27 protein-coding genes, 2 tRNA genes, 2 rRNA genes and 1 other annotated feature are annotated in these 24,655 nt (G+C 28.3%); of the genes, 6 read left to right on the forward strand and 25 right to left on the reverse strand.

Annotated elements, in window-relative coordinates; genetic code table 11:
- Positions 1-11: 11 nt before the first annotated feature.
- The 6 genes from rlmB to BN2920_RS03350 form a co-directional block, all read right to left on the reverse strand.
- Complete coding sequence (gene rlmB / locus BN2920_RS03325; RefSeq protein WP_058293610.1) at positions 12-851, reverse strand: 23S rRNA (guanosine(2251)-2'-O)-methyltransferase RlmB; 840 nt, start codon at positions 849-851, stop codon at positions 12-14.
- A gap of 31 nt (positions 852-882) precedes the next feature.
- On the reverse strand, positions 883-1,296 hold the full coding sequence (locus tag BN2920_RS03330) for a Mini-ribonuclease 3 (RefSeq protein WP_058293611.1): 414 nt from the start codon (positions 1,294-1,296) through the stop codon (positions 883-885).
- 162 nt (positions 1,297-1,458) lie between these two features.
- Positions 1,459-2,859 (reverse strand): cysteine--tRNA ligase, encoded by a 1,401-nt coding sequence (gene cysS, locus BN2920_RS03335; protein ID WP_058293612.1) that lies wholly within the window; start codon positions 2,857-2,859, stop codon positions 1,459-1,461.
- A gap of 17 nt (positions 2,860-2,876) precedes the next feature.
- On the reverse strand, positions 2,877-4,589 hold the full coding sequence (locus tag BN2920_RS03340; protein WP_058293613.1) for a proline--tRNA ligase: 1,713 nt from the start codon (positions 4,587-4,589) through the stop codon (positions 2,877-2,879).
- Positions 4,590-4,982: 393 nt separating this feature from the next.
- Positions 4,983-5,164: a binding site (T-box leader), on the reverse strand.
- A gap of 65 nt (positions 5,165-5,229) precedes the next feature.
- Positions 5,230-5,904: a 2-C-methyl-D-erythritol 4-phosphate cytidylyltransferase gene (ispD, locus tag BN2920_RS03345; protein ID WP_058293614.1), complete on the reverse strand. Its 675-nt coding sequence runs from the start codon at positions 5,902-5,904 to the stop codon at positions 5,230-5,232.
- A gap of 15 nt (positions 5,905-5,919) precedes the next feature.
- Positions 5,920-7,038, reverse strand: a complete 1,119-nt coding sequence (locus tag BN2920_RS03350; protein ID WP_058293615.1) for a PIN/TRAM domain-containing protein — start codon at positions 7,036-7,038, stop codon at positions 5,920-5,922.
- Between the two features lie 303 nt (positions 7,039-7,341).
- On the opposite strand from BN2920_RS03350, the gene BN2920_RS03355 reads away from it, so the two are divergent.
- Positions 7,342-7,734 (forward strand): nucleoside triphosphate pyrophosphohydrolase family protein, encoded by a 393-nt coding sequence (locus BN2920_RS03355; protein ID WP_058293616.1) that lies wholly within the window; start codon positions 7,342-7,344, stop codon positions 7,732-7,734.
- 47 nt (positions 7,735-7,781) lie between these two features.
- Here the strand turns inward: BN2920_RS03355 and disA are convergent, their stop codons facing one another.
- Positions 7,782-8,846, reverse strand: a complete 1,065-nt coding sequence (gene disA / locus BN2920_RS03360; protein WP_058293617.1) for a DNA integrity scanning diadenylate cyclase DisA — start codon at positions 8,844-8,846, stop codon at positions 7,782-7,784.
- A gap of 142 nt (positions 8,847-8,988) precedes the next feature.
- Positions 8,989-10,359: a DNA repair protein RadA gene (radA, locus tag BN2920_RS03365; RefSeq protein WP_058293618.1), complete on the reverse strand. Its 1,371-nt coding sequence runs from the start codon at positions 10,357-10,359 to the stop codon at positions 8,989-8,991.
- 182 nt (positions 10,360-10,541) lie between these two features.
- Between radA and BN2920_RS21185 the strand changes: the two genes are divergently transcribed.
- The gene (locus BN2920_RS21185) at positions 10,542-10,709 is read left to right on the forward strand and encodes a hypothetical protein (RefSeq protein WP_157065753.1); all 168 of its coding nucleotides are present in this window, start codon (positions 10,542-10,544) and stop codon (positions 10,707-10,709) included.
- A 108-nt stretch (positions 10,710-10,817) separates the two neighbouring features.
- Positions 10,818-11,051: a glutaredoxin family protein gene (locus BN2920_RS03370; protein ID WP_058293619.1), complete on the forward strand. Its 234-nt coding sequence runs from the start codon at positions 10,818-10,820 to the stop codon at positions 11,049-11,051.
- Between the two features lie 62 nt (positions 11,052-11,113).
- On the opposite strand, the gene BN2920_RS03375 is transcribed toward BN2920_RS03370, so the two are convergent.
- From BN2920_RS03375 to BN2920_RS03400, 6 genes are all read right to left on the reverse strand, one after another.
- Positions 11,114-11,341, reverse strand: a complete 228-nt coding sequence (locus tag BN2920_RS03375; RefSeq protein ID WP_058293620.1) for a glutaredoxin family protein — start codon at positions 11,339-11,341, stop codon at positions 11,114-11,116.
- 3 nt (positions 11,342-11,344) lie between these two features.
- Positions 11,345-12,280 (reverse strand): thioredoxin-disulfide reductase, encoded by a 936-nt coding sequence (gene trxB, locus BN2920_RS03380; RefSeq protein ID WP_058293621.1) that lies wholly within the window; start codon positions 12,278-12,280, stop codon positions 11,345-11,347.
- Between the two features lie 184 nt (positions 12,281-12,464).
- Positions 12,465-14,894: an ATP-dependent Clp protease ATP-binding subunit gene (locus BN2920_RS03385; protein WP_058293622.1), complete on the reverse strand. Its 2,430-nt coding sequence runs from the start codon at positions 14,892-14,894 to the stop codon at positions 12,465-12,467.
- A gap of 27 nt (positions 14,895-14,921) precedes the next feature.
- Entirely contained in the window at positions 14,922-15,938 is a 1,017-nt protein-coding gene (locus tag BN2920_RS03390) for a protein arginine kinase (protein ID WP_058293623.1), read from the reverse strand.
- Positions 15,919-16,491 carry a UvrB/UvrC motif-containing protein gene (locus BN2920_RS03395; protein ID WP_058293624.1) on the reverse strand — a complete coding sequence of 191 codons (573 nt, stop codon included), beginning with the start codon at positions 16,489-16,491 and terminating at the stop codon, positions 15,919-15,921. Before BN2920_RS03395 ends, BN2920_RS03390 begins: the two co-directional genes overlap by 20 nt.
- A 15-nt stretch (positions 16,492-16,506) precedes the next feature.
- Positions 16,507-16,962 (reverse strand): CtsR family transcriptional regulator, encoded by a 456-nt coding sequence (locus BN2920_RS03400; protein WP_058293625.1) that lies wholly within the window; start codon positions 16,960-16,962, stop codon positions 16,507-16,509.
- Positions 16,963-17,155: 193 nt separating this feature from the next.
- Between BN2920_RS03400 and BN2920_RS03405 the strand changes: the two genes are divergently transcribed.
- The gene (locus BN2920_RS03405) at positions 17,156-17,803 is read left to right on the forward strand and encodes an MBL fold metallo-hydrolase (protein ID WP_058293626.1); all 648 of its coding nucleotides are present in this window, start codon (positions 17,156-17,158) and stop codon (positions 17,801-17,803) included.
- A gap of 162 nt (positions 17,804-17,965) precedes the next feature.
- Here BN2920_RS03405 and BN2920_RS03410 read toward each other — a convergent pair whose 3' ends face one another.
- The 7 genes from BN2920_RS03410 to BN2920_RS03440 all read right to left on the reverse strand — a co-directional run bounded on the left by BN2920_RS03410 (position 17,966) and on the right by BN2920_RS03440 (position 21,563).
- Positions 17,966-18,136: a DUF362 domain-containing protein gene (locus tag BN2920_RS03410; RefSeq protein WP_058293627.1), complete on the reverse strand. Its 171-nt coding sequence runs from the start codon at positions 18,134-18,136 to the stop codon at positions 17,966-17,968.
- A gap of 111 nt (positions 18,137-18,247) precedes the next feature.
- Positions 18,248-18,451 carry a heavy-metal-associated domain-containing protein gene (locus BN2920_RS03415; protein WP_058293628.1) on the reverse strand — a complete coding sequence of 68 codons (204 nt, stop codon included), beginning with the start codon at positions 18,449-18,451 and terminating at the stop codon, positions 18,248-18,250.
- A gap of 11 nt (positions 18,452-18,462) precedes the next feature.
- Positions 18,463-19,368, reverse strand: coding sequence for a PSP1 domain-containing protein (locus BN2920_RS03420; protein WP_058293629.1), 906 nt, complete (start codon positions 19,366-19,368; stop codon positions 18,463-18,465).
- A 3-nt stretch (positions 19,369-19,371) separates the two neighbouring features.
- Positions 19,372-20,304: a DNA polymerase III subunit delta' gene (locus tag BN2920_RS03425; RefSeq protein ID WP_058293630.1), complete on the reverse strand. Its 933-nt coding sequence runs from the start codon at positions 20,302-20,304 to the stop codon at positions 19,372-19,374.
- Positions 20,305-20,322: 18 nt separating this feature from the next.
- Positions 20,323-20,655: a cyclic-di-AMP receptor gene (locus tag BN2920_RS03430; RefSeq protein ID WP_058293631.1), complete on the reverse strand. Its 333-nt coding sequence runs from the start codon at positions 20,653-20,655 to the stop codon at positions 20,323-20,325.
- 60 nt (positions 20,656-20,715) lie between these two features.
- On the reverse strand, positions 20,716-21,366 hold the full coding sequence (tmk, locus tag BN2920_RS03435) for a dTMP kinase (protein WP_058293632.1): 651 nt from the start codon (positions 21,364-21,366) through the stop codon (positions 20,716-20,718).
- Between the two features lie 8 nt (positions 21,367-21,374).
- Entirely contained in the window at positions 21,375-21,563 is a 189-nt protein-coding gene (locus BN2920_RS03440; RefSeq protein WP_058293633.1) for a sigma factor G inhibitor Gin, read from the reverse strand.
- A 268-nt stretch (positions 21,564-21,831) separates the two neighbouring features.
- Here BN2920_RS03440 and BN2920_RS03445 point away from each other — a divergent pair, with 268 nt between their 5' ends.
- On the forward strand, positions 21,832-22,989 hold the full coding sequence (locus tag BN2920_RS03445; RefSeq protein WP_058293634.1) for a zinc-binding metallopeptidase family protein: 1,158 nt from the start codon (positions 21,832-21,834) through the stop codon (positions 22,987-22,989).
- 132 nt (positions 22,990-23,121) lie between these two features.
- The gene (locus tag BN2920_RS03450; RefSeq protein ID WP_058293635.1) at positions 23,122-24,066 is read left to right on the forward strand and encodes a magnesium transporter CorA family protein; all 945 of its coding nucleotides are present in this window, start codon (positions 23,122-23,124) and stop codon (positions 24,064-24,066) included.
- An 83-nt stretch (positions 24,067-24,149) separates the two neighbouring features.
- Here BN2920_RS03450 and BN2920_RS03455 read toward each other — a convergent pair.
- From BN2920_RS03455 to BN2920_RS03470, 4 genes are all read right to left on the reverse strand, one after another.
- Positions 24,150-24,224, reverse strand: a tRNA-Cys gene (locus BN2920_RS03455).
- A gap of 5 nt (positions 24,225-24,229) precedes the next feature.
- Positions 24,230-24,305 (reverse strand) — tRNA-Phe (locus BN2920_RS03460).
- A 4-nt stretch (positions 24,306-24,309) separates the two neighbouring features.
- Positions 24,310-24,426 (reverse strand): 5S ribosomal RNA (rrf, locus tag BN2920_RS03465).
- Between the two features lie 122 nt (positions 24,427-24,548).
- Positions 24,549-24,655 (reverse strand): 23S ribosomal RNA (locus BN2920_RS03470); the annotation flags it as partial.

Raw genomic sequence — 24,655 nt, forward strand, 5'->3', positions numbered from 1 at the left:
ATATACCTCTCTCACTTTAGTCTCCCTTTTAATATTTCATACATCATTATACCACCTGCTACTGATGCATTTAAAGAATTAATCTTTCCCACCATTGGTATTTTAATTAACTTATCACATTTTTGTATTGTTAATTTAGACATACCTTTACCTTCATTTCCTATTATAATTGCACAAGGTCCAGCAAAATCAGCTTCATAACTATATTCTTTTGCTCTTATATCAGTACCATAAACCCATATTCCGTTTTCTTTTAATTCGTCTATAGTATTATTTATATTAGTTACTTTAGCTATCCTCATATGCTCAATAGCTCCCACTGATGATTTATACACAGTACTATTTACCGACACACTTCTTCTTTTGGGTATAATAATTCCATGTGCTCCAAATAGCTCTGCAGTTCTAGCTATAGAACCTAAATTATGAGGGTCTTCAATTTCATCTAATATAATTATAAACGGATCTTCATTCTTATCTCTTGCTAAATCTAGGATATCTGATACATCAGAATATTTAAATGGTGTCACTTTAGCTATTACTCCTTGATGAACTTCCCCACCACACATTGAATCAAGTTTTCTCTTATCAACTTCTTTTATAAGAATTCCTTTTTCCTTTGCCATTCCTATAATAGCTTTTATCGATCCTTCAGATCTATTGTTAGATATGTATAATGCTTCTATTGTTCCTTTTCCCTTTAAAGTTTCTGAAACAGCATTCCTTCCTATTATTAAATCTTCTCTTCCTATATTCAAATTATCTTTTTTATTCAATTTATCTTTTTGTTCTGTATCTTTACTTTTCTTCATTTCACTATTTTTTCTTATAGCTCTATTTTTTTCTTGCATTCATTTCCCTCCTTGCATTTTATAATAAAATCTAATTTAATATGTAAAGTGATTTATTTAGCACAAATTCCAATCGTTCTTTATCTCCAATTAGATATAAATATCCTACAAGTGCCTCAAATCCTGTTGCCATTCTATAATCTCTCACATCTGCATTTTTGGGAATTGTAGCTGACTTAGCATTTCGCCCTCTTTTGTAAATACTTAACTCATCTTCTTTAAGTAAACTTTCCAATTGATGCATTATATCAGATTGGCTTTTAGCTTTTACGTAACTAATTGCTTTTACATGAATCTTATTAGCATTTAATGATATATTGTTGCTCAATATATAATTTCTGATAAAAACTTCATATACTCCATCACCAATTAAAGCTAATTGCAAAGGGCTTAACATTCTAGCTTCATCTTTACTAAATTCTTTAACTCTTAAGTCATTTATCATTTTTTTCTCCTCTTTAACTAAAAGTACCACTTTTAAAGCAAATGCACAATGACAATATTCAAGACTTATATAAGTCTTGCTAACTTGTACTGTGCATTTTAATTGCTATTTTTATGTTTGCATACTAACCATTAATTAAATAATCTTTTCTTACAAGAAATATCAATTAATTTTCTTCCATCTTACACCTTGTGGAGTATCTTCTAGCACAATATTTCTTGCCTTTAAATCATCTCTTATTTTATCCGCCAACGCAAAATTCTTATTTTTTCTCGCTTCCTGTCTTTGTTCTATAAGTTCTTCTATTTCTGAATCTAAGTCCTTTTCAATCCTCTTTTGTAAAATTCCAAGTGGCTTTCCTAATTCCCTTATAAGTTTCTCTGCATTTTCGCAAATTTCTACTGATGAATCTATACTTATATTATTATTTATATCTTTAGTTAAATCAAATAGTACAGATATAGCATCTGCAGTATTAAAATCATCATCCATTTTTTCAATGAATTTATCTCTGTATTTATCTAAAGATTTTAAATAAATATACTCTTCTTCTGTCATATCCTTATGCTTAACTTCACTTTTTAAATTTTCAAGATTATTTATACAATTATATAACCTTTCAACTGAAGCTTTAGACGAATCTAATAGTTCTTTAGTAAAGTTAATTTGAATTCTATAGTGCCCTGAAAGCATTAAAAATCTTATAGCATCTGAATCATACTCTTCAAGGATCTCTCTTGCTGTAAAGAAATTATTTAATGACTTAGACATTTTTTTGTTATCTACATTTACAAATGCAGCATGCATCCAATAGTTTGCGAACTTCTTGCCAGTCACTGCTTCACTTTGAGCTATTTCATTTTCATGATGCGGAAATTTTAAATCCATCCCTCCAGCATGAATATCAATTGTATTTCCCAAAAGCTTTTTAGCCATACATGAACATTCGATATGCCAACCGGGTCTTCCCATGCCCCAAGGACTTTTCCATGCTGGTTCACCGGTTTTTTGTGCTTTCCAAACTGCAAAATCCATCGGATCTTTTTTTCTTTCATCTACATTTATTCTAGCGCCAGCTTGTAAATCTTCCAGATTTTGACCACAAAGTTTTCCATATGCCTCAAATTTATTTGTACTAAAATAAACATCACCATCTACTTCATACGCATATCCTAAATTTATTAATTGTTCTACAAATTTTATAATTTCATCTATATATTCTGTTGCTCTTGGATTAATTGTAGCTCTTTCTATATTAAGCAAATCTGCATCTTTATAATATTCTTCAATATATCTATCACCTAATTCTTTTACTGTTACACCTTCTGAATTAGCTTTATTTATCATTTTATCGTCTATATCAGTAAAATTTTGAATGAACGATACTTTATATCCTCTATATTCCAGATATCTTCTTACGGTATCGAATATAATGAAAGTTCTTCCATTTCCAATGTGAAAATAATTATAAACAGTTGGTCCACAAACATACATTTTTACTTCATTTGGGACTATAGGGATAAACTCTTCTTTTCTTCTAGTTAAACTATTATATATCTTCATCAATTTACCTCCTAATATTATTTTAAGCTTATATTATTTTTATCAAATTCATCCTTAATTATATCATATACATCTTCAAGTTGTACTTCTCTCATTTCTCCATCTCTAAGTTTAAACTCTACTATACCTTCTCCAATTTTTTTACCTACAGTTACTCTTATTGGTACTCCTATTAATTCTGAATCCTTAAACTTTACTCCTGCTCTTTCATTTCTATCATCAATAAGTGCTTCTACACCCATACCTATTAATTTTTCATAAAGTTGATTCGCTGCTTCAAGTTGATTTTCATCTTTAACATTTACAGGAATTACAGATACATGATATGGTGCAACAGCCAAAGGCCACACTATTCCATTTTCGTCATGGTGCTGTTCTATTATAGAAGCAACAGTTCTAGTAACTCCTATACCATAGCATCCCATTATAAATGGCTTTTCTTTCCCATTCTCATCTATAAAATTTGCATTCATAGCTTTTGAGTACTTTGTTCCAAGTTTAAAAATATGCCCAACTTCTGTTCCTCTTGCTATAGTTATAGTGCCATTGCAACAAGGACATTTTTCACCTTCAGTCACATTTCTAAAATCTCCAACAATACCTTCAAAATCTCTTCCATAATTAACATTTTCAACATGATATCCTGTTTCATTTGCTCCAGCAATAAAATTGTACATATTAGCGACTTCTTCATCTACTAATAACATATCAACTTTTATTCCAATTGGTCCAGCAAATCCTATTAATGCTCCAGTTGCATTGAAAACTTCTTCTGGGCTTGCGAAATCAAGATTGCTTACTTCCCCAATTTCATTAGTAACCTTTACCTCATTTATTTCCCTATCTCCTCTTACCATAACAGCAACTATTTTTCCATCTGCATTAAATAACATAGTCTTAGCAAATCTTTTTTCATCTGCATTGAAGAAATTTGCTACTTCTTCTATAGTTCTTGCATTAGGTGTTTCAACTTTATGAACTTCTTTTAAATCTTCTTTTTCTTGTTTTTCTGGAATAGCTACTGCTTTTTCAATATTTGCAGCATAATTGCATTTAGTGCAGAATACTACATCATCTTCTCCCACTTCTGATTTAACCATAAATTCTGCTGAATTTGCTCCACCAATTGCCCCAGAATCTGCTTGAACGCATTTAGCATCTAATCCACATCTATTAAATATTTTTACATATGCATCATGCATTTTATCATATGATAAATCTAGTCCTTCTTGATCTTTATCAAAGCTATACGCATCTTTCATAATAAATTCTCTTGATCTCATAACTCCGAATCTTGGTCTACGCTCATCTCTATACTTAGTTTGAATTTGATATAAATTAAGTGGTAATTGCTTATATGATTTTATCATACTTCTAGCTATATCAGTAAAAACTTCTTCATGAGTTGGTCCTAAGCAAAAGTCTCTTTCTCCTCTATCTTTTAATCTAAACATTTCGGCGCCATACGCATCCCATCTACCAGATTCTTGCCATAATTCTGCTGGAATCATAGCTGATGCCAAAAATTCTTGCGCTCCTGCTGAATTCATTTCTTCTCTTACTATGTCTTCAACTTTTTTTAATACTCTCAATCCTAATGGCATATAATTGTATACTCCTGCTGCCATTTTTTTTATCAATCCTGCTCTAAGCATAAGTTTATGACTATCGATTTCTGCTTCCACTGGTACTTCTCTCAATGTTGTTATTAACATATTAGACATTTTCATTATAAAAGTTCCTCCTAATGTATATAAATTTATATAGTTTTCTAAGTTAGGACCATCTGCAAAATAATGGTTATTCACGCCTATAAGACTTTCTTACTGACTGTGATAATTCGTACATTAAACATATAACTTATGCAAATCATCCTATAGTGCCATTAAAATTGCTTTTGCTCTAAATTACTTTAATTTTAAATATCAAATTACATTTCGCTAATTACTCAAATTGAACATTTTTAACCCTTCATTGCATTCGCTCTATACTTTAACCCTATTAAAACTAATTTTCTTACATTTATAAAATCAGCTTTTTTCTACTTCACTGCGGAAAACTATTTAGATCTACCAGCATAGAATGTGTTAGTCAAAATACAAAAAAAGTTCGCCTAATATATATATTAGGGCGAACTTATTATCGCGGTACCACCTAAATTTGTTCTCTAATAATGATAACGGTATTAAACCGATAGTTTTTTCCTATTACTCCGAAGCTGGTTCAAAATCTATTAAAAGTCTTACAGCCTATGGACCTTTTCTCTGAAATTGCGATTTCTACTATTCTTCATCATTGATTTTATAAATAATTTTGTTGTGAGTTAATTATAACTTTTTGAAAATTACCTGTCAATAATATTGTAATAGACTAGATTTTTACCAAATATTCAGCTAAAATCATGTCTTCGGGAGTAGTTATCTTTATATTAGTGTACTCTCCTTGAAAAATATAAACCTCATTTCCAAAAAGCTCTGCTACCATTGTATCATCGGTCACTGATATTCCCATTTCTTTAACTTTACTATGACATTCATAAATCATATTATAGTCAAAGGCTTGTGGTGTCTGAATTGATACAAGTTTTTTTCTATCAAGAGTCTCAACAGAGAAATTTTTTTCATTTTTTATTTTTATTGTATCTTTAGGCATAACTCCAGGTGCTGTTGCCTTATATTTCTTAGCATATTTTATTGAATCATTAATAATTCGTTCAGATGTAAAAGGTCTTGCTGCATCATGTATTAATACGATATCTGAATTATTAACTGCTAATAATCCATTGTATACAGACTCTTGTCTTTCGCTTCCACCCTCTACTATTTTATTTACTTTAAGATTATATTTTTTTAATACTTCATTTTTACAGTATTCAGTATCATCCTTTGATAATACTAAAATAATATTGTCTATTAAATCATTGTCCATAAACAACTTAATAGTATAATATAAAATAGGCTTATCTTTTATCTCAATAAATTGTTTGCTTTTGGAAGTTCCCATCCTAGTCCCTTTTCCACCAGCTAATAAAATTGCAGTTACCATTCTATCTCCTTAGCACTAACTTTCTTTTGGTTTTGCAAAAATCATTCTTCCTGCTGCAGTTTGAAGTACTGATGTAACTAATACATCTTTTGTTTGACCAATATATCTTTTTCCTCCCTCAACAACAATCATAGTGCCATCATCTAAATATGCCACACCTTGACTAGATTCTTTACCATCTTTAACTATATCTATAACCATTTCTTCTCCTGGCAAAACCACTGGTTTTATTGCATTAGATAGCTCATTTATATTCAATACAGGAACCCCTTGAAATTCAGCGACTTTATTTAGATTATAATCATTAGTTATAACTTTCCCTTTCATTTCTTGTGCTAACTTTAATAATTTGCTATCAACCTCAGTAATTTTAGGAAAATTATCTTCAACTATCCTTGTTTCAATAGGTAATTCCTTTTGAATTTTATTTAATATATCTAATCCTCTTCGTCCCCTGTTTCTTTTTAATGCATCTGAAGAATCTGATATATGTCTTAATTCATCCAATACTGCATTTGAAACAACCAATGGGCCTTCTATAAATCCTGTCTCACAGATGTCAAATATTCGTCCATCAATTATAACTGAAGTATCTAATACCTTCGGAATTTCATATTGAATTGCTTCTTCTTTTGAATTTTCTTTAGATTCTTTACTTTTCTTTTCTTTCATTGATGGTATTTTAAAATTTACTATAAGTCCAGTTATATCATCTTTTTTCTTAATCATAACTTCTGCACCTATTACAGCCGCCAGCAAATTTAATATTATCAATAATATTGGACCTACGACTGGATATATACCACTTACTGGTTTAGCAATAAAAGTCATTAATATTAATGCAATTACTGCCCCTAAGCATCCATATATTATTTCTGCTATGCTCATCTTTTGCATACTTCTCTCAATGTATTCTATCAAATTAGAAATTCCTCTATAAACTGTAGGGCAAATAAAAAATAATATAAGTCCAAAAATTAAACATAATACTACAATGAAAGTCAATTTCCCAATAGTATTAGCTAGATATGATATACTTGATATTTGAGGTATCGCAAGTAGCATTTGTGCTATTACATACCCTATTACAACACCTAAAATTGTAAATAAAACTCTCAATATTTTTTTTAACACATAATTCACCTCCTTCTAATTATCTCCACTTTTATGTGTTTTCATACTTACAATCTAATAGTCATACTATATATTGTTAATTATAACATACAATTAATCTATCTAAAATGAATAAATTATTAAGTTTAATAAAATGTCCCCCTATTAAATTTCTATTTTCTTATGTATTATATAACTTGTATTTGAAATATAGCTATAATAATTTATTTAAATTAATGCTCTAATTTTCTATAAAACTATAAAAGCTTTTACAGTACTAGATAGAATTCTTTAGTATAGTATTTTATTAAGGAGATGAAGTACATGAATGATATGATATTTGATGAATATCAAAATTGTGTAAATGATTGTTTAATACGTCATAATAACATTTTAGATGTTATCACCAAATATAGCGAAACTAATTCCAAGGTAAATAGAGCCATAGCAAAATCTATAACAAATTGCGGATGCATTAATATTAAGAATATATCTTACATAAAAAATGGAGAGAATAATATCAATAAGGAAATTTCATCTGATAGCAAGACTTCTTGTATTGCTTGTGATGATTGTCGTGAGGTTATAGAAAAAGAAATTGGTAATAATTTATTTTATCTTACTTCATTATGTAATTTATTAGGCATAAGCTTATATGATATAATAATAAAAGAATATAACAAGATGATAACTTTAGGTAAATTTAACTTAAATTAATTCTAAAAAAGCTAGATTAATAATTTAGATTATTAATCTAGCTTTTATTAGATTTCCTTTTTTAAAGATATTTGTTCACGTATTCTTTTTAAGCCACTCCTTATGGCAGTAGCTCTAGCTTCTCCAATTCCCTCTACATTATCTAGATCATCAATATCTGCTTCAATTATTGCACTTAGCTCCTTAAATTCTTTAATTAAGTTTTCAATTACATTTGCAGGTATTCTAGGAACTTTACTTAATACTCTATATCCTTTAGGAGAAATTAAAGTATCCATTAACGGTATACCTGAGTACCCTAAAACTCTAGCGATAGCATCTAAATCTATAAGTTCTGATGAATTTAATTTCTGTATTGCTTCATAAATGTCATTATAATTAAGATCTTCTTTGCAGTAATCTCTAATTAATAGAATCCCATCCCTTTCTATGTGACGTATCAATTCACTAAGCTGCATTGAAATCAATCTACCTTCATTTCCAAGTTCTAATATGTACATATTAATTTCTTCAACTATTCTCATTACCATTTCTGTTCTTTGAATCGCTGTTACCACATCAAACAATGTTGTTAAATCCTGAAACTCTAGTAAATTCAAATTGTTAATTACACGATCTAAAACTGCAACATATTTTTCTAAAGTTTGTATTGCCTGATTTGCTTTACTTAATATAACACTACTTTCTCTTAAAACATATTTTATATCCCCTTTGTACATAGTTATTATATTTCTTCTTTGTGAGATAGCTATTACTATTTTATTAGTCTGTTTTGCTACTCTATGTGCAGTTCTATGCCTGGTTCCTGTTTCATAAGTAGGAATAGATGAATCCGGTATTAACTGTGCATTTGCACAAATAATTTTTTTCAAGTCCTCTGTTATAACTATTGCTCCGTCCATCTTTGCCAATTCATAAACGTAAGAAGGTGTATATTCTGAATTAATTGAAAATCCCCCATCTACAATGTTCATAACTTCTTCGCTATCACTAATAACAATTAATCCACCTGTTTTTGCTCTTAATATATTTTCTAACCCTTCTCTAAGTTGTGTACCTGGACACATTATTTTTAATATATCTTTTATTCCTGTACCTTTTTCAATCCTCATAAATTCACCCCTTTTCACATACTAAACTTATTCAAAGCATAAAGTAACCCTATACTAAACTCTATCATTTATGATACTATAATAATTCCAATCTCTCAATCAATTTATTAATAAATTTATGCATATAAATTCTATGAAGCTATTAATTATATATATGATTTATTACTTCACTTAATGTTTTTAATTCTACTATTTGTATTTTTCTAAAATTATGTTCATTCAAAAATGACTCCTTAGGTACATAAACTTGTTTAAATCCCATTCTCTCAAGTTCCTTTACCCTACTTTCAATAGACGGTACTCTCTTTAATTCACCAGTTAATCCAACATCACCCACAAAGGCAATATTTGACTTTATCCCCTTTTCTTTAATAGATGATACAATACTCATTATTATTGCTAAATTTATTCCCTGCTCTCTTATTTTCATTCCGCCAGTTGTTTTTATAATTACATTTTTATCATATAAATTAATCCCACCACGCTGCTCCAATATAGATATTAGTGTATTCAATTTATCTTTTCCTAACGTCTCTCCAATACGAGTAGGATACGGTGTAAAACTCTTTGATACTAAACTTTCTACTTCTGTTATTATAGATCTCGTGCCTTCTTTTATAACAGATAGAGCACACCCTGATATCACTTCATTTTCCTCTCGTTTAGTCATAAAAAATTCTGAAGGATTATCTATAGATAATATTCCTTTATCACTCATTTCAAAAAATCCATTTTCAATCCCACCGAATCTATTTTTTGAGCTAACTAAAACCCGTAAGTTTTCTTCATTATCATCTTCTATTATTAAAACTGTATCTACCAAATGTTCCAGTGCTCTTAATCCTGCTAACTCATCATTTTTAGTCATCTGTCCTACTATAATAACAGCTCTTGGTCTTTTTTCATTTTTAGCAACTTGTAGTAATGCGTTTGCACATTCCATTGTTTGTGTAGGCGATCCCGCTCTCGCTGGCAATGAACTTTCCATTGTAAATGTCTGAATACTATCTACAATTATTAAATCAGGGTTTATATCTTCTATTGACTGCAAAACATTATCTAAACTATTTTCTTGCATCACCCATATATTTTCATTAATATTATTAAGTATTCTATCTGCTCTATTTTTTATTTGAGTATCGCTCTCTTCTCCTGATGCATAAACAACTTTTAACCCCTTTTTAGCTACTTCATTTGAAATTTCAAGTAATAGTGTAGATTTCCCTGCACCAGGTCTTGCAGTTATTATGGTTATAGAATCTTTTACTATTCCTCCACCCATAACTCTATCAAATTCATTTATTCCAGTTATAATTCTATCTTCTTTACTTGATATAATATCATTTAGTTTTCTTATTTGACTCCCAGAATTTATTTTTGCACTTACATTTTTCTTAATATCTACGATTTCTTCTTGCAAGGTATTCCAACTATTGCAAGTTGGACATTTCCCTAACCATTTTATACTTTCAAATCCACAATTAGAACATCTATACAGCATTTTCTTTTTCATACTTTTCTCCTTTTTATATAAACTCTCACAAATTTATCTCTTCAGAAATAATTTATATTTATTAATATAAAAATCTTATCATAATAAAATCATTTTATACACATTTCATTTATCAATATTCTATGTATATATTGCCTAATTGTTGCAAATACTATAAAAAATTATTTATAGGAGTGATATATATGATAAATATAGATTATCTTAAAAATATTCCTGGCCCTAAAAAAAGTCCCCTTCATGAAACATCAAAGCAAAATCTAAGTAATATATCATTTAACTCATGTTCTGAAAATGAATGTAATAATCTATTATTAAATTCAAATCTAGAGCAATTTAACACAATTAAGTAATAATAAATTCACTTATATAATAATTATTAATAATAACATTGATATAAAAATAGAATTGTACTATAATTGAAATTAACAAATAATAATTATTATTTAGGAGGTAATTATATGATTAAAGTATATAGCACAAATTCATGTCCATGGTGTGTTAAAGCAAAAAATTATTTAAAATCTCAAAATATTGATTTTGAAGATCTTAATGTACAAGAAGATATGGTAGCGAGAGAAGAAATGATAAATAAATCACATCAAATGAGCGTACCTGTTTTGGATATTAACGGAAAAATAATTATAGGCTTTGATAAACCAGCTATTTTAGAAGCAATAAATAATATCCAATAAATATTATTTATTTAATTAGAGCAATAGATATTCTTAGTATTTATCTATTGCTCTATTTTATATTATTTATTTAATTCCTTATCTATTAATTTTTTATCAAAACCAACAATCACAGAATCATTTATTTGTATTACTGGAACAGTCCTTTGTCCAGACACTCTAAACACTTCTTCTCTATCTTCATGCTTATCAGCTACATTTATCTCTGAATAATTTACACCCTTGGTATTAAAATATTTTTTCGCCTTAATGCAATCTGGGCACCATGAAGTTGAATAAATTTTTATCATCTATTATTTCTCCTTATCTACTATATATTTTTCTGCACTTAAAAGTGCAATAGTTCCATCAGCTACAGCTGTAGTTATTTGCCTAAACTCTTTTTCTCTTACATCTCCTGCTGCATAAACTCCTTTTATATTTGTTTGCATATTTTCATCTGTAATCACATATCCGTATTCATTTAAATTTATATATTTTTTTATTAAATCTGTCTTTGGTTCTGTCCCTATGTATGCAAATACAGCATCCATAGCAATGTTTGTAATTTGATTTGTCTTAGTATTTTTAAGTTCAATTCCTTCTAATTTGCCATCACCTTGAAGTCCTATAATGTCTTCATTTAACATAACTTCTATCTTTGGGTGATTAAATATAGCTTCTATTTTTGTTTTTTCCCCTTTAAAATAATCATGTCTCCTAATTAAATATACTTTTTCTGCAAATCGAGTTAAAAATATTGCTTCTTCTAAAGCTGAGTTTCCACCACCTACAACTGCTATCTTTTTACCTTCATATAAAGCACCATCACAAACAGCACAATAATGTACTCCATTGCCTGAAAACTTACTTTCTTGTGGAATAGGAAGTTTTCTAGGCGATGCTCCAGTTGCAATTATTATAGCTTTAGGCTTATATATAAATGACTCCGTTTCAACTATTTTTTCATCATCTGAAAGGATTATATCTTCTATTAAATCAAACTCATCAATGATAGCTCCACTTTCTTCAGCTTGAGATTGTAATATGTCAGATAATTCACTTCCCTGTATGCTTTTAAACCCAGGATAATTTTCTATTGTGTAACTATTTCTAACCTGCCCTCCTAAAACTTTATCCTCTAACAACAATGTATTCAATTTGGCCCTTCCAGCATATATAGCTGCAGTAAGTCCTGCTGGACCTCCTCCGATTATTATCAAATCTAATTCTTTTATTTCTTTATCCATATATCTCTCCTAATTTCTATATTTTATATTTTAATTTTATCACTATTTATCAATATGTGTATATATAATTATTTAATTATTATTATTTAATTATTATTATCATTTATTAATATTAATTAAAATCTATTTTCAAATAATAAAAGGTGATTAGATATATAAAATACTCTAACCACTTTTTATTGTATTATAATTTGCTAAATACAAGTTTATCTTCTAAATGATTAACTTTTAATTTATCACCTATTTTTATGTTTCCTTGTAATATTTCTTCACTCAATCTATCTTCAACTTCTTTAATTATAAGTCGTCTTAATGGACGTGCACCATAGTTAATATCTATGCCTTTATTTAATAAGAATTTCTTGCTATCAGCTTCAAAATCCAAGTAAATATTTCTCTTGCCTAATCTGTTTTTAATAGAGGCAAGCATCAAATCCATAATCTTATCTAAATCATCATCATTTAACTTATGAAATACTATTGTATCATCAATTCTATTTAAAAATTCTGGTTTAAATTTTTGTTTTAATTCCTCCAAAATATTTTCTTTCATCTTTTCATATTCTGAATTTTCACTGATAGAATTATTAAATCCTATCACTTTTTGTTTTTTAATACTATGGGCACCTACGTTTGAAGTCATAATTATTATTGTATTTTTAAAATCTACAACTTTTCCTTTTGAATCAGTTAGTCTTCCATCATCCATTATTTGAAGCAATATATTAAATATATCAGAATGTGCTTTTTCAATTTCATCTAATAAAACTATAGAGTAAGGATTCCTTCTTACTGCTTCAGTCAATTGACCACCTTCTTCATATCCAACATATCCCGGAGGAGACCCTATCAATCTAGAGACTGCATGACTTTCCATATATTCTGACATATCAATTCTTATAATATTATTTTCATCTCCAAACATTACTTCTGCTAATGCTTTTGATAATTCAGTTTTACCAACTCCTGTTGGACCTAAGAAAATGAAACTACCTATAGGTTTATTAGGGTCTTTTATTCCTACCCTTGCTCTTCTAACAGCTCTAGCTATAGATTTAACAGCTTCATCTTGACCAATAACCCTTTTGTGTAGTATTTCCTCTAATTTTAATAGTCTTTCACTTTCATTTTCTGATAATTTTTCAACCGGTATCTTAGTCCATGAGGAAACAACACTGGCTATATGTTCTGGCGTAACTACTAATACTTGAGATGAATTTTTACTATTCCACTCCTGTTTCATATTCTCTAATTTTTCTATAACTCTCTTTTCTTTATCTCTTAAGTCTGCAGCCTTTTCGAAGTTTTGAATAACTACAGCTTCTTCCTTTTCTTTAGTTATACATTCAATTTCTTTTTCAATCTCTTTTAATTCTGGTGGTGCTATTAAATTTTGAATTCTAACTTTAGATGAACCTTCATCAATTAAATCTATAGCTTTATCTGGCATAAATCTATCATTAATATATCTATCAGCTAGATTAACAGCAGCCTCTAAAGCATCATCAGTGATTCTAACATTATGATGCTCCTCATATTTTTCTCTTAATCCAAACAAAATCTCTAAAGTCTCTTCTTTAGATGGTTCTTTTACATTTACTGGTTGAAATCTTCTTTCTAATGCCGAATCTTTTTCAATATATTTTCTATATTCTTCTATTGTAGTAGCTCCGATACATTGGATTTCACCTCGTGCTAATGATGGCTTTAATATATTAGAAGCATCTATAGCCCCTTCAGCTCCACCGGCTCCTATTATTGTATGAATTTCATCAATAAATACAATGATATTCTTATTTTTTATTATTTCTTCCATCGTTCTCTTTAATCGTTCTTCAAATTCACCTCTATATTTCGCTCCGGCTATCATAGATGTTAAATCTAATGCAACAACCCTCTTTTCTCGGAGCACTTCTGGAATATCTCCTCTAACTATTTTTTGTGCAAGACCTTCAACAACAGCAGTTTTTCCTACTCCTGGTTCTCCAATCAAGCATGGATTATTTTTTATCCTTCTGCATAATATCTCCAATAATCTTTGATTTTCATTTTCTCTTCCTATAACTGGATCTAACATACCTTCTCGCGCTAACTCAGTGAGATCTCTGCCATACTTATCAAGCATAGGGGTTTTTTCTTTCTTACTTCTTTCTGCCTCTCTATCTATCTTTTTATCATCATACTTTCCTGATAAAAATAATACTAGATCATCTCTAATTCCCACAAAGTTTAATTGCAATATTTTTAAAATGGTATATGCCATACCCTCTTCTTGATTTATTATCGCTAATAAAATATGTTCTGGAGAAACATATTTATGATTTAGTTTTTTAGCTTCAATCACACCTTCCTCTAGAAGCCTTTTTACTCTTGGTGTTCTTGAAATATACTCTAACTTAATATCTCCAAATCCTATATATTTTTGAATCATTCTTTTTACATTATCTAAATAGATACCATATTTTTTTAATAGTTCACTTGAATATCCATTTTCTTTTATGATCCCAATCAAAACATGCTCTGTCCCCACATATCCATGTTTAAAATTTTCCGATTCTTTTTCTGCTTCTAAAAAAACAATCTGTGCTCTATCTGTTAATTTGCTATCCTCCATCTTATTGCTCCTCTCATTATAAAATATCTAAATCAATATTCTCTTTACAAGGTTAGCTCTCTCATAATTTATTTCTCTTATATTTAATGGTCTTCCTATATAATTCTCTATTGAACTATTTTTAATCATAACTAACAACTGATTAATCTTACCATTTTCTATATTTAATAAATTAAGTTCTACTCCTAATCGAATATCAGATAATAGTTCTATTGCCTCTTTCTCGTCTAAAAGGACTGCTGATTGAAGTATTGCATATGCTCTGTATACTTTATTTTCTACTTCATATTTATTTTTACTTAGCAATACCTCCTTAGCCCTTTTTTCCTCAGAAATTACATTTAAAACTACTCCTTTTAATGTTCCTATTATTTCATGTTCCTTTATTCCTAATGATGATTTATTGGATATCCTATATATATTTCCATATTTCTCAGAATCGTAATTATATATACTTTTTATGCTCATTCCTAACCTATCAAATGTCTTGGATATCTTATCAATTTCATTATTCATAGTTAATGCCGGCAAATGAATATCTATAGATGCTTCAAGTCCTGTTCCAATATTTTTAGGAGATTCCATTAGATATCCTAAATTTTCATTAAATGCATATTCTAATTTTGATTCTATATTATCATCAATTATATTAGCACTATTAAATGCTTCTTCTAAATTCAATCCTGCTGTTATGCACTGTATTTTTATATGTTCTCCTTCATTTATCATAATGCTTATAGTTTCATTTTTGTTTACTATGAATGCACCTTTTTCTGAATTGTCTAATAAATTTTTATTAATTAAATGTTTTTCTATACAGTCCTCATAATCTTTTTTATCATTCTCCCATAACTTATATAAAGTCATATCTTCAGAATATATTGTATCATTTAATACTTCATATATTAATTCGGCATTTTCTCTTGCCTTCATATAATCTAATTTATTGGGAAAAGGGACTAACTTTAGATTCCTCGCTAATTGAATTTTAGTGCTTAATACAATATCTTCATTATTAGCCAAATTATGAATCCAGTTTCTCATTATACTCTTCCCCCTCCACATCTATCATTCTTGATATACTATCATCTATTATACTTTTCTCTATTTCTGAAATACTATCTCTGATTACTGCAGCCTTCTCATAGTCTTCTTCTAATATTAGCTTCTGTAAACTTTCTTTCAAATCTTTTAGCTTTTTCTTTTGTGATAATTCAATCTTATTCCTTTTTGGTATCTTTCCTGCATACTTAACAAAATTAGTTGCTGTCTTCACTAATGGTTCATTTGATTTTGAGAATTCTTCATAGCACTCAGAACATCCTAACTTTCCAGTCTTTTTAAATTCGTCATAATGCATGCCACAATTAGGACATACTAATTCTTTCTTTTCTGAAACATTATTAAAATTTGATATTAACCCTGTTAATATTCCTTGAAATGGAAAATCAATTTCTTTACTAATAGAATTTAACATTGGAATATCAGCTATATCTCTAGCACAATTTTCACATAACCATATTTCTTGCTTTTGACCGTTTAATATTTTAACTAAATTTATTCTAGCTTCATTTTTTTTGCATTTTTCACACAACATAATATATCCCACCTTTTAAGATAAAATTACCATAATCATTGCTTTTAAAATATCTGCTCTCACTTTGTTTTTATTTTCTACTGAAATCAAGCTTCTATCATTTATTACAATTTTCATTAGTTCATATTGCTTTTCCTCAATAATATCTGATTCAAGTAAGTTCTCTAATAAAGCATTAGCATTATGATAAGTAATTGTATCTCCAATACTTTGACTTATTAGTTGTCCTCTGATATTAGAACGACCATGACTAAGTTGTTTAATGACTATATGTCCACCACCACCTCTTTTGCTCTCAATTAAATAACCTCTTTCGTAAGTAAATCTAGTTGTTAGTACATAATTTATTTGAGATGGAGCACATCTAAATTGATCTGCTAATTCATTTCTTTGTATAAAAACTACATTATCGTCATTATTGTTAAACATCTCTTTTATAAAATCTTCTATTATATCTGACAGTCTTGCCATAATATCACCTGCTTAAACCTTATTTATCATTTTTGTTTTTGACTTACTTTGACTTTATAATATTATACTATTTTTTTATATATTTTCAAACCTAATTATTTATGACTAAATCTTATTTATAAATTTTACTGATTAATTTTAATATTATTTGCTAATACTATAATATTGAATACTGATTTTATGGAGGATATATATGCAGATTATTTGGTATGGACATTCTTGCTTTTTAATTAAAACCTCATCAGGAAAAAGAATTTTATTAGATCCATTTAAAATTGATATAAATAGTAATGCTAGTTTTCCCAAATGTGATTTAATAACATTGAGTCATACTCATTTTAATCATTCATATATTAATAAGAATAATACAGATACAAAAATAATCAATACTGAAGGTTACTTTGACATGAATTTTGCAAAAACATATGGTATTAATGCATATCATGATAAACTATTAGGACTTAAAAGAGGAAAAAACATTATCTTTATACTAAAAATTGATAACTATACATTCTGTCATCTAGGAGATTTAGGGCACATTCCTGATGATACTATTTTAGATAAATTACAAGGAATTGATATATTATTTATACCTATAGGAGGAAAATTCACTTTAGATGGTTATGAAGCTTCAAAACTTTGTGAATTAATTTTACCTAAATATATAATTCCTATGCAATATAGAACTCTAGATAGTTCCATTCCACTAGATGATTTAGATAAATTTATATTCTCTAATAAATATATCAATAAAATTAATTCATCAAGCTTAGATACTAATATTTTAACTTCTAAATATCAGTCTAATATTATTTTGATGAATATATGTAAATTAAATTAATTATTAAAGTTATATTTATATTGTTAAGTATTTATCATTAATAATTAAAATAAGGACATCACTAAAAGTGATGTCCTTATTTTAATTAAGTACCTTATTACAGTCATCATGACAATAAAACATAAAGTCATGTTTTCTACGTTAAGGCAATTCCATGTAATATTATTCTTGGCAAGGAGCTCCTACTGGACAAACATTAGCACAGTTTCCACAATCTATGCAAGTATCTGCATCAATAACAAATTGAGTATCTCCTTGGCTTATAGCATTTACTGGACATTCAGCTGCACATGCTCCGCAGCTAACACATGAATCATTAATAACAAATGCCATATTAAACACCTCCTAATAAATTGTTGTAATTAACCAATTACATTTTATCACGTATTCTCTTGTTTTAAAAGTATTTTATTTACAATAAAGGTGTTAATTTATTTTCACATCCTATATAACTATATATCCTAAATCTTCTATGGTATTAATAATTTTTTCTTCATTTAAATATATTGAATCATATATTACAACTATTTCTTTTTTTTGCAAAGATACTTGAATCGCAATTATTCCTGAATTATTTACTATAGCATTTTGAATTAACTTTACATCTTTTTCAGATTCCATATTTAAAATCTTAATAATAGATTTCACAAAATATCCTCCTATTTTTCACTAAAAAGATCTTTTATTAATTTTTTATCTTCTTCTGACTCTATCTCTAACTTTATATTTGATTCATCTACAGTATCCTCATATTCTCCGGAAATAAGTTCTATATCTGATATACCGTATTCTTCAATAACTTCTTCATCGCCTTTTTTTAATTTAACTTTAACTATTTCTTTTACTATTGAGTTTCCAGTAACTTCACCATTTCCATATGGTGTTTTAACTATAGCCCCTACTTTAGGTAATCTTTTTCTTATATCCTCATATGTACTTTGCTCATAATTTAAGCAACACATAAGTCTGCCACAAATACCTGAAATCTTAGTCGGATTAAGTGAAAGATTTTGTTCCTTGGCCATCTTTATTGATACTGATGCAAAATCCCCTAAGAAACTAGAGCAACACATTGGTCTACCACATGGTCCAAGTCCGCCTATCATTTTAGCTTCATCCCTTACTCCAATTTGTCTTAATTCTATTCTTGTCTTGAATATAGTTGCTAAATCTTTAACTAACTCTCTAAAATCAACTCGCCCATCAGCTGTAAAATAAAATATTACTTTATGGTTATCAAATGTATATTCAACATCTATCAACTTCATATTAAGTTCATGCTCTTCTATTTTCTTTAAACAAATACTTAATGCTTCTTCTTCTTTTTCCTTATTTTCTTTATGTTTTAATATATCTTTTTCATCTGCAATTCTTATTACACTTTTTAATGGAGAAATTATATCTTCTTCTGATACTTCTCTTATTCCTATTACACATTCTCCAAATTCAACGCCTCGTGCAGTTTCTACAATTACATAGTCTCCTTTTATTATGTTAAATTTTTCAGGACTAAAATAATATATTTTTCCAGCCTTCTTGAATCTTACTCCTATAACCTTTATCATTAATTATACCTCCGCAAATCCCATAAGCAGCACACTTATAGTCATCGAATAGTTTGAATTACTATTAAAATTTATTCTTGCCTCTTTTATGTATTCTAACATATTACTTAATTTTTTATAAGATATCTTTCTTGATATTAATTCTAATTTTTCTACCTTATCAATATTAATGATTCTTTCGATTTTATTTAATTCTTTTAAAACTAATAAATCCCTAATATACAGAAGCAATATATCTAATAAATCAGCTTTCTCATCTTTCAAGTTATTAAATGCTTCTTGATATTTAATAACTATTTTTTTATTTCTAGCCAATATATCATCAAATAATTCTATGCATAAATCTCTTAATTGTTTTAATTTTTCATCTTTTATAAATCTATCTACTTTGCCTGGAATACCTGTACTATAGGCTATCGCTGATTGTCTTTCTTCTAAATTCAAGCTTTTATAGTTTTCATCTATATACTCTAAAATTTCATCTTTTGATAATGGCGTTAGTTTATATATTTGGCATCGTGATTGTACAGTTTCTAAAATTTGCTCTAATGAATCACTTAACAAAATTAGAAATACACCATCTGGTGGCTCTTCTATAGTTTTTAATAATGCATTCTGAGCTTGTGCAGTCATTTTATCGCACTTATACATTATAATAACCTTTCTATTGCCCTCATAAGGTTTTTTATTTACTTCTTCAATTACTTTTCTAACATCATCTACACCAAATGTATTGGAAGAAGGATAATATTTTACAATATCAACGCTATTAATGAAATCTAATCCCTTTAGTATTTTACTAGCTAAATATTGAGCTATTATACTTTTTCCAATTCCATCATTGCCTATAATTAAATTTGCATGAGAAAATGAACCATTTATATTTCTTTTATTTATTGCACCTTTAATCATTTGATGCCCAATTATTTTTCTCAATGCCTATCTCTCCTAATATTATATTTTTATAAATTGATCTACATCTAATACAAATAGTGTAGCTCCTCCTACATTAATTTTTACTGGATACTGATGCATGTAACCCGCTTCACTTCCATTTAAAGTCGTAGGAGCAACTAAAAGCTCTTTTCTTTTCTTACAAATCCTTTTTATGATCTCAATTACATCATTAACCTGATTTTCTTCAACACCTGTCATCAATGTTGTATTACCCGATTTAAGAAACCCTCCAGTAGTTGCTAATTTAGTTACTCTATAATTTTCATCTGTTAGCGCTTCAATAACGTCTGATGCATCCTCATCTTGAACAATAGAAATTATTAATTTCATTCTACATCCCCAACCTCTCAAATATATTATTATATTTATTTTACCACAAATAGATAATTTTTATATATTTAAGCTAATTTTTGTATCTAACTTAGATATTATTATATTTTTTATTTCAGCCGCTATCTGTTCTTTACTTTTCTCTGCATTTATTTTAATCATTCTATCTTTATTATTAGAATATATAATTTCATATCCTTCTCTAACTTTTTCATGAAAGTCTATCTTCTCTAAATCTAGTCTATTAATTTCTCTATTATCGTTATTATTTATTCTTTGTAATCCTATTTTAGGATCTATATCAAATAATATAGATATATCAGGCATATATCCCTCAATAGCAAATTCATTTATGCTCATAATCGCATCTATTCCTAAACCTCTAGCATAACCCTGATATGCTAGTGATGAATCAACAAATCTATCGCAAAGTACTACAACTCCATCTTCCAATGCAGGTATGACCTTTTCTACTAGGTGTTGTCTCCTGGCTGCAGCATATAATAATGCTTCTGTTCTTCCATCCATAGCAGTATTATTCCTATCTAATATGACTTGTCTTATATCCTCTGCAATCTTTATCCCACCTGGTTCTCTTGTTTTTATACACTTTATTTTATTCTCAACAAACCAATCATATATTGAATTTATAGCAGTACTTTTGCCTGATCCATCTCCACCTTCAAATACTATAAATAAACCTTTTTTCATAAGCAACCTCACTGAATTATATTTTTATCAAACAATATTCTTTTTATCATTTTTAAATAGTAATCATATGTTTGTTCCTTTACATGACTATTAACAATATCTTTTTCACATTTTTCACATATATGTTTTTCATTTAACATTATACCATTACTATTATAAATACCACATAAAAAACAATTATTATTTAAATCTTTCATTTTATTATATCTCCTTTTTTTAAAATATTATTTTAAACCTATGTTACATTTAAATTTTATAAATATCCTTAAATATATTAAGATTTTGTCCAATCTTAATTTTTTAATACAGCTCACTTTATATTGCCCATAATAATCAATAATTTTTTTAAATTTGGAGATACTATTATCATAAAAACATATGAAAGGAGAATGCTACATATTATATAATCTGCTTTTCAATGTATTCTTATTAAATAGATTATAACTATTTGTAGCTTATGAAGTAATGAAACAAGAAATTAATTCCTTTTTATATAGCTGTGAAAAAGATATCCATGATCTATGTATATATCTTTATAACAATCCTGAAGTAAGTTATAAAGAGCATAATTCTAGTGAGTATATCTGTAATTTATTAAGTAAATATAATTTTAATATACAAAAGAACTTCTTAGATATTAATAATGCTTTTTTTGCACAGAAAGGTGATAAGTACCCTAAAATATGCTATCTATGTGAATATGATGCTATAGAAAATGTTGGACATATAACTGGTCATAATTTAACTGCAACGATTTCTGCTTCTGCCGCACTTGCATTAGGCCATATTATTAATAAAATTGGTGGATCTGTTATATTAATTGGCTGTCCTGGTGAATATTTTGGTGGAAGTAAAGGAACTATGGTTAAACAAGATACCTTCGAAGATATAGATGTTGTCATGGAAGTTCATCCAGATATAATAACATGCGAAAGTGGTTCCTCTTCATCAATAATTCCAATAGGTATAAAATTTATTGGAACAAAAAATCTTCACTTTTTAAATAGAAGCGCATTTACCCCACTAGATGCAGCACTTTTAACTATAAATATTTTAAATTCAACCAAAAAAGGTCTTCCTGAAGGACTAGAAATAAACTATGTAATCTCTAATGGCGGTAATACCCCCTTATTTATTCCATCTGAGACTGAACTTAAATGTTATATAAGAGCTAGAACCTCTAAGTTGGCATCATATGGAAATGAGCATATAAAACAAATTGTAAAATACGTTGCAGAACTGACAGGTATAGAAAATAATTTTTTCTTATATGAACAGCCAAATAAAGAGTTAATTACAAATCATACTTTAAATCGACTATTTAGTCATAATTTAAAAGAAAGTGGAATTATAAATATTAATCCACCTAAAAATATATATGCAGGATTAAGTATTGGTGATGTGAGTCATAAAGTTCCTACAATTCATCCATATATATCTATAGTAGAAGATGATACTATACAATATGGAAGTATAGATTTCGCTAAAGCAACTATTTCTGATTACGCTTTAAATCAATGTATTATATCTGCAAAAGCTCTTGCTTATACAGGGATAGATCTAATTAAAAACGAGAATTTATTATTAGAAGTAAAGCAAGAATTCTTTTCTCAATCTAATTAAACAAGCGAATCCCATCAATCAATTAATATACTTGATTGATGGGATTTTTCTTAACATTAAAAACAGTTTACAAACGAATTTATAATAGTATAATTAATATAGCATTGCTAATATTCGCAAGGAGGTGCTCTTTTGATTAAAATTTATAAAAGCATTGGTGAAAATAATCCTGTTTTAAATACATTAGACAACATAGAAAATGGATGCTGGATTAATATAATAGCTCCTTCTGATGAAGAATTGATACTAATATCAAAAAAAACAGGAGTTCCTATAGATTTTCTTAATTCGGCTCTTGATGATGAAGAAACTTCTCGTATTGATTTTGAAGATGGATCTTTATTGGTTATAGTCGATATTCCTTTTACCGAAATGGAAGATAACTCTTTAACATATGATACCTATCCATTAGCAATAATACATACAGATAAACAAATAATAACAGTATGTTTAAAAAATAGTAGAATACTTTCAGATTTTGTTAATCAAAAAATAAAATCATTCTATACATTTAAAAAATCAAGATTTATATTGCAAATTTTAAATAGAATATCAACTTACTATCTATTATATTTAAGACAAATAGATAAAAAAAGTCTAATGATTGAAAAAAGGCTTCATAAATCTATGAAAAATAGAGAACTTATTCAGTTACATTCACTTGAAAAATCATTAGTTTACTTTTCTACATCTTTAAAAGCTAATGAAATTACATTAGAAAAAATGTTAAAACTAGAATTAATGCAAAAATATGAAGAAGATAAAGATGTCTTAGAAGACGTAATTATAGAGAATAAACAGGCTATAGAAATGACCGAAATCTACAGTAATATATTAGCTAGTACAATGGACTTCTTTGCTTCTGTAATATCTAATAATTTGAATATTGTTATGAAAGTATTAGCATCTGTAACCATATTAATGGCTATACCAACGATAATGAGCGGAATATTTGGTATGAATATAACGCTTCCAATTTCAGAGGGCGATCCAAATGGATTCTTAATTATAACATTATTAACAATTGCTATATGCGCAGTTGTAGCATTTATACTATATAAAAAGGATATGCTTTAGTAAAACATATCCTTTTTATATATTTAAATCTTAATATATCTGCTAAAATAACAAAAAACCTTGAAATATTTCAAGGTTTTTTTTGGAGGCGCCACCCAGATTTGAACTGGGGAATAAAGGTTTTGCAGACCTCTGCCTTACCACTTGGCTATAGCGCCATATATGGTGGCTCGAACTGGAATCGAACCAGTGACACGAGGATTTTCAGTCCTCTGCTCTACCGACTGAGCTATCGAGCCATTAACCTCGCAACGTCCTACTCTTCCACACAGTCTCCCATGCAGTACCATCGGCGCTGTAGACCTTAACTGTCCTGTTCGGAATGGAAAGGAGTGTTACCTCTACGCCATCATTACGAGATACTTAATTTTACAAAATCTTAGATCTTGTTAGAAAGTAGTACTCATCAATTTTACTGATTGAGTTTTATTGAAAGATTATTCTTTCAAAATTGCATATAATTATGTATTACAACTTAATTATTGGTCAAGCCCTCGACCTATTAGTATCAGTCAGCTAAATACGTTACCGCACTTACACCTCTGACCTATCAACCTTGTAGTCTTCAAGGGGTCTTACTAGCTTATGC

Source organism: Clostridium neonatale (genome assembly GCF_001458595.1).
In the GTDB taxonomy this organism is placed as follows: domain Bacteria; phylum Bacillota; class Clostridia; order Clostridiales; family Clostridiaceae; genus Clostridium; species Clostridium neonatale.

What these genes read in the sequence shown, in the direction of transcription:
- BN2920_RS03375 (WP_058293620.1), bottom strand. Translation starts at nt 11,341, where the DNA reads ATGATAAAAATTTATTCAACTTCATGGTGCCCAGATTGCATTAAGGCG.
- BN2920_RS03370 (WP_058293619.1), top strand. Translation starts at nt 10,818, where the DNA reads ATGATTAAAGTATATAGCACAAATTCATGTCCATGGTGTGTTAAAGCA.
- BN2920_RS03405 (WP_058293626.1), top strand. Translation starts at nt 17,156, where the DNA reads ATGCAGATTATTTGGTATGGACATTCTTGCTTTTTAATTAAAACCTCA.
- BN2920_RS03385 (WP_058293622.1), bottom strand. Translation starts at nt 14,894, where the DNA reads ATGGAGGATAGCAAATTAACAGATAGAGCACAGATTGTTTTTTTAGAA.
- BN2920_RS03330 (WP_058293611.1), bottom strand. Translation starts at nt 1,296, where the DNA reads ATGATAAATGACTTAAGAGTTAAAGAATTTAGTAAAGATGAAGCTAGA.
- disA (WP_058293617.1), bottom strand. Translation starts at nt 8,846, where the DNA reads ATGAGGATTGAAAAAGGTACAGGAATAAAAGATATATTAAAAATAATG.
- tmk (WP_058293632.1), bottom strand. Translation starts at nt 21,366, where the DNA reads ATGAAAAAAGGTTTATTTATAGTATTTGAAGGTGGAGATGGATCAGGC.
- BN2920_RS03440 (WP_058293633.1), bottom strand. Translation starts at nt 21,563, where the DNA reads ATGAAAGATTTAAATAATAATTGTTTTTTATGTGGTATTTATAATAGT.
- BN2920_RS03395 (WP_058293624.1), bottom strand. Translation starts at nt 16,491, where the DNA reads ATGTTGTGTGAAAAATGCAAAAAAAATGAAGCTAGAATAAATTTAGTT.
- BN2920_RS03445 (WP_058293634.1), top strand. Translation starts at nt 21,832, where the DNA reads ATGAAACAAGAAATTAATTCCTTTTTATATAGCTGTGAAAAAGATATC.
- BN2920_RS03400 (WP_058293625.1), bottom strand. Translation starts at nt 16,962, where the DNA reads ATGGCAAGACTGTCAGATATAATAGAAGATTTTATAAAAGAGATGTTT.
- BN2920_RS03430 (WP_058293631.1), bottom strand. Translation starts at nt 20,655, where the DNA reads ATGAAATTAATAATTTCTATTGTTCAAGATGAGGATGCATCAGACGTT.
- BN2920_RS03355 (WP_058293616.1), top strand. Translation starts at nt 7,342, where the DNA reads ATGAATGATATGATATTTGATGAATATCAAAATTGTGTAAATGATTGT.
- BN2920_RS03410 (WP_058293627.1), bottom strand. Translation starts at nt 18,136, where the DNA reads ATGGCATTTGTTATTAATGATTCATGTGTTAGCTGCGGAGCATGTGCA.
- BN2920_RS03340 (WP_058293613.1), bottom strand. Translation starts at nt 4,589, where the DNA reads ATGAAAATGTCTAATATGTTAATAACAACATTGAGAGAAGTACCAGTG.
- BN2920_RS21185 (WP_157065753.1), top strand. Translation starts at nt 10,542, where the DNA reads ATGATAAATATAGATTATCTTAAAAATATTCCTGGCCCTAAAAAAAGT.
- BN2920_RS03420 (WP_058293629.1), bottom strand. Translation starts at nt 19,368, where the DNA reads ATGATAAAGGTTATAGGAGTAAGATTCAAGAAGGCTGGAAAAATATAT.
- cysS (WP_058293612.1), bottom strand. Translation starts at nt 2,859, where the DNA reads ATGAAGATATATAATAGTTTAACTAGAAGAAAAGAAGAGTTTATCCCT.
- rlmB (WP_058293610.1), bottom strand. Translation starts at nt 851, where the DNA reads ATGCAAGAAAAAAATAGAGCTATAAGAAAAAATAGTGAAATGAAGAAA.
- trxB (WP_058293621.1), bottom strand. Translation starts at nt 12,280, where the DNA reads ATGGATAAAGAAATAAAAGAATTAGATTTGATAATAATCGGAGGAGGT.
- BN2920_RS03390 (WP_058293623.1), bottom strand. Translation starts at nt 15,938, where the DNA reads ATGAGAAACTGGATTCATAATTTGGCTAATAATGAAGATATTGTATTA.
- radA (WP_058293618.1), bottom strand. Translation starts at nt 10,359, where the DNA reads ATGAAAAAGAAAATGCTGTATAGATGTTCTAATTGTGGATTTGAAAGT.
- ispD (WP_058293614.1), bottom strand. Translation starts at nt 5,904, where the DNA reads ATGGTAACTGCAATTTTATTAGCTGGTGGAAAAGGGACTAGGATGGGA.